General features: G+C 72.1%; 3 protein-coding genes. All 3 read right to left on the bottom strand.

What is annotated here, in order from left to right; genetic code table 11:
* Positions 1-20 precede the first annotated feature (20 nt).
* Positions 21-2927, bottom strand: coding sequence for an aminomethyl-transferring glycine dehydrogenase (gcvP, locus tag H0X00_RS22185; protein ID WP_293774932.1), 2907 nt, complete (start codon positions 2925-2927; stop codon positions 21-23).
* Positions 2928-2937: 10 nt separating this feature from the next.
* Positions 2938-3549: a DUF6318 family protein gene (locus H0X00_RS22180; protein WP_293774931.1), complete on the bottom strand. Its 612-nt coding sequence runs from the start codon at positions 3547-3549 to the stop codon at positions 2938-2940.
* A gap of 10 nt (positions 3550-3559) precedes the next feature.
* Positions 3560-4106: class II aldolase/adducin family protein (locus tag H0X00_RS22175; RefSeq protein ID WP_293774930.1), on the bottom strand; the 547-nt coding region annotated here is incomplete at its 5' end.

Here is a 4106-nt window from a genome sequence, read left to right as displayed (position 1 = left end):
CGTCAACCCCCCACAAACAGTTAGCCCTCGGCCAAGTCCTCGATGCTCGGGCAGGAGCAGACCAAGTTCCGGTCGCCGTAGGCCCCGTCGATCCGGCCGACCGGCGGCCAGTACTTGTCCGCGCGCACCGCCTCGTTCGGAAAGACCGCCACCTCGCGCGAGTAGGGGTGCGCCCACTCGGCGGCCGAGAGCACGTCGGCGGTGTGCGGGGCGTTGCGCAGCGGGTTGTCCTCGGCCGGCCAGTCCCCGGCCGCGACCGTCGCGATCTCGCCGGCGATCGCGATCATCGCCTCGCAGAACCGGTCCAGCTCGCCGAGGTCCTCGCTCTCGGTCGGCTCGACCATCAGCGTGCCGGCCACCGGGAACGAGACGGTCGGGGCGTGGAAGCCGTAGTCGATCAGCCGCTTGGCGACATCGTCGACGGTGACGCCGGTGGCCTTGGTGATCGGGCGCAGGTCGAGGATGCACTCGTGCGCGACCAGGCCGGCGCGGCCGGCGTACAGCACGGGGAAGTGCTCGTTCAGGCGCTGGGCGACGTAGTTGGCGGTCAGGATCGCGACCTGGGTGGCGTGGATCAGTCCGTCCGGGCCCATCAGGCGGATGTAGGTCCACGGGATCGGCAGGATGCCGGCGCTGCCGAAGGGCGCGGCGGAGATCGGTCCGACGCCGCCGGCCGGTCCCGCTTCGGGAACCAGCGGGTGGTTGGGCAGGTGCGGCGCCAGGTGCGCCTTCACCGCGACCGGTCCGACGCCCGGGCCGCCACCGCCGTGCGGGATGCAGAAGGTCTTGTGCAGGTTCAGGTGGCTGACGTCGCCGCCGAACTCGCCGGGCTTGGCCAGGCCGAGCAGGGCGTTGAAGTTCGCGCCGTCGATGTAGACCTGCCCGCCGGCGTCGTGCACCAGCGCGCACAGGTCGCGGATGCCGTCCTCGAACACCCCGTGCGTGGAGGGGTAGGTGACCATGATCGCGGAGAGCTGCCCGCGGTGGTCGGCGATCTTCGCGCGCAGGTCGTCGAGGTCGACGTTGCCGGCCTCGTCGCAGGCCACGACGACCACGCGCATCCCGGCCATCACCGCGGACGCGGCGTTGGTCCCGTGCGCGGAGGATGGGATCAGGCAGACGTCACGCTCGGCGTCGCCGTTCGCCTTGTGGAACGCGCGGATCGCCAGCAGGCCCGCGAGTTCACCCTGCGATCCGGCGTTGGGCTGCAGGGAGACCCGGTCGTAGCCGGTGAGCTCAGCCAGCCAGTGCTCCAGGTCGCGGATCAGCGTCAGGTAACCGGGCCAGTCCTCGGCCGGGGCGAACGGGTGGATCGCGGCGAACCGCGGCCAGGTGACCGGCTCCATCTCCGTCGTCGCGTTCAGCTTCATCGTGCAGGAACCGAGCGGGATCATGCCGCGGTCGAGCGCGTAGTCCTTGTTGGCGAGCTTGCGGACGTAGCGCAGCATCGCGGTCTCGCTGCGGTGCTCGTGGAACACCGGCGCGGTCAGGAACGGCGTGCTGCGCCCCAGATCCGAGGGGATGTCATCCCCCTCGACCGACGGGTGCCCGGTTTTGTCCGGATTTGCGCCGTCGAGAGGGATGACATCCCCCGGGGCGGGGGCGGCGCCGAAGGCGGCGAGCACGGCGCGGACGTGGGCGGCGGTGGTGGTCTCCCCGCAGGCGATCCGGACCCGGTTCGGCCCGTCCTGGCCGAGGTTGATGCCGCCGACGCGGGCGTTGGCGACCACCGTCGATGCGCGGCCGGGCACCGAGACCAGGAGGGTGTCGAACCAGCTGTCGTGGACGATCGCGATGCCGGCCGCACGCAGGCCGTCGGCGATCGCACGGCCCCGGGCGTGCACCTGCCGCGCGATCGCGGTCAGCCCGTCCGGGCCGTGGTAGACCGCGTACAGCGCGGCGATGACGGCGAGCAGCACCTGCGCGGTGCAGATGTTGCTGGTCGCCTTCTCCCGGCGGATGTGCTGCTCGCGGGTCTGCAGGGCGAGCCGGTACGCGGGACGGCCGGCGACATCGACGGACTGACCCACGAGGCGACCCGGCAGGCCCCGCTCGAGGCCGGCCCGGACCGCGACGAAGCCGGCGTGCGGGCCGCCGAAGCCGAACGGGACACCGAAGCGCTGCGCGCTGCCCACCGCGATGTCGGCGCCCCACTCACCCGGGGCCTCGATCAGCGTGCAGGCCAGCAGATCCGCGGCGGCGGTGACCATCGCGCCGCGGGCGTGCGCGGCCTCGGCGAGGGCGGCGTACTCGACGCGCTGGCGCAGTCGCCCACTCGCGCCGGGGTACTGCACGACGATCCCGAACACCTCACCGTCGGGGATCCCGCCGGACAGGTCGGCGACCTCGACGTCGATGCCGAGGGCCTCGCAGCGGGTGCGCACGACCTCGACGGTCTGCGGCAGGCAGTCGGCGTCGAGCACGACGCGCGCGTCCGGCATCCCGCGCACCGAGCGGCGCATCAACGTGACGGCCTCGGCGACCGCGGTGGCCTCATCGAGCAGGGAGGCGTTCGCGATCGCCAGCCCGGTCAGGTCGGCGACCATCGTCTGGAAGGCGAGCAGCACCTCGAGCCGGCCCTGGGAGATCTCCGGCTGGTACGGCGTGTAGGCGGTGTACCAGCCCGGGTTCTCCAGCACCTTGCGCAGGATCACCCCGGGGGTGGCGGTCTCGTAATAGCCGAGCCCGATCATCTGCTGACGCACCGTGTTCTTCGACGACAGCGCGCGGATCTCGGCCAGGACCTCGTCCTCGGAGATCGCCGGCGGGACCTTGAGGGTGTCCTCGGACTCGAAGGGCAGCCGGATCGAGTCCGGCACCGCCGCGACGGCGAGGTCGTTCAGCGTCTTGTAGCCGAGGGCGGCGAGCATCGTCGCCTGATCGGCGTCGGAGGGCCCGACGTGACGGGCAACGAAAGGGCCGAGCACGCCCCCGAGTTTATGGGGTGGGCGCGGGGGTTGCGGTCGCGGCCTTGCCACCGCGCAGCGCCTGGTTCACGATCTCGCGGGCCTGCCACGCCTTGGCATCGGCGTTCCACTGCAGCTGCAGCAGGATGTTCAGGCCGTTCTGGGCCGGCGAGGAGAACAGCGTCTTGCCGGAGCCGTCGACCTCGACGTAGCGCGTCTTGCTGTACTTGAACTCGACGTTGTAGAGGTTGTCGTTGGCCTTGCTGGCCTTGAGGTCGCTGATGCTGACCTGGCCGCCGTCGACCTTGCCGCGGGCCCACGCGCTGGCGATATCCCCGACGGTGGCCCGGCACACGATGCACTGCGGGTGGCTGTACTTGATCAGCGTGCTGATGTTGCCGGTGGAGTAGGAGTTGTTGAGCACCGACTCCATGTAGTACTTGGCGAAGGCCTCGGAGCCGGCGTCGGTCAGCTTGGTCGCCGCGTCCGGGATGGTCACGGAGCCGCCGATGCCGCCGCCGGCCGGGGTGTTCTCCGGGCCGCCCAGCGGGTCGTCCTTGTCGCCTCCGCCGCAAGCGCTCAGCGCCAGCAGAGCGGCGGCGGACAGGGCGGCGGCGCGCAGCGCGAAGGACTTCGTCGACATGGCGGAAAGCCTATGCGCGCCGAGGCCGGGCGTCCCGGTAGGACGCGAGCGCAGCAGCCGCCTGTTCGAGCTCACCGGGGCCCAGGACGGCAGGCGGACCGACGGCGGCGGCCCGCAGGTAGACGTCGCACAGCCACTCCAGGACGATCGCCAGTTCCAGCGCCTCGGCGGCGTCGGCGCCGACCGTGACCGCGCCGTGGTGGGCCAGCAGAGCGCCGCGCGAGCCGGTCAGGGCAGCCGCGGCGGCCGCCCCCAGTTCCGGGGTACCGAACGGGTGGTAGGGCGCGACCCGGATCGGCCCGCCGAACATGGCCGCGTAGTAGTGGACCGGCGGGACCGCCTCTCCCGGGGGGACCAGGAGCGAGAGCGCGGTGGCCGCCGGGGAGTGGGTGTGCACGATCGCCCCGGCGCCGGTGGCCGCGTAAACCGCCAGGTGCAGCGGCAGTTCCGAGGACGGTGCGAACGTCGCGTCGACCGCGGCGCCGTCCAGCGAGTGCAGCCCGACGTCGACCGCCGTCAGGCCGGCGTAGGCCAGCCCGCTCGGGGTGATCGCCACC

This window comes from Sporichthya sp. (genome assembly GCF_013815995.1).
Lineage (GTDB): Bacteria > Actinomycetota > Actinomycetes > Sporichthyales > Sporichthyaceae > Sporichthya.
This window is presented reverse-complemented; position numbering and strand designations above follow the sequence as displayed.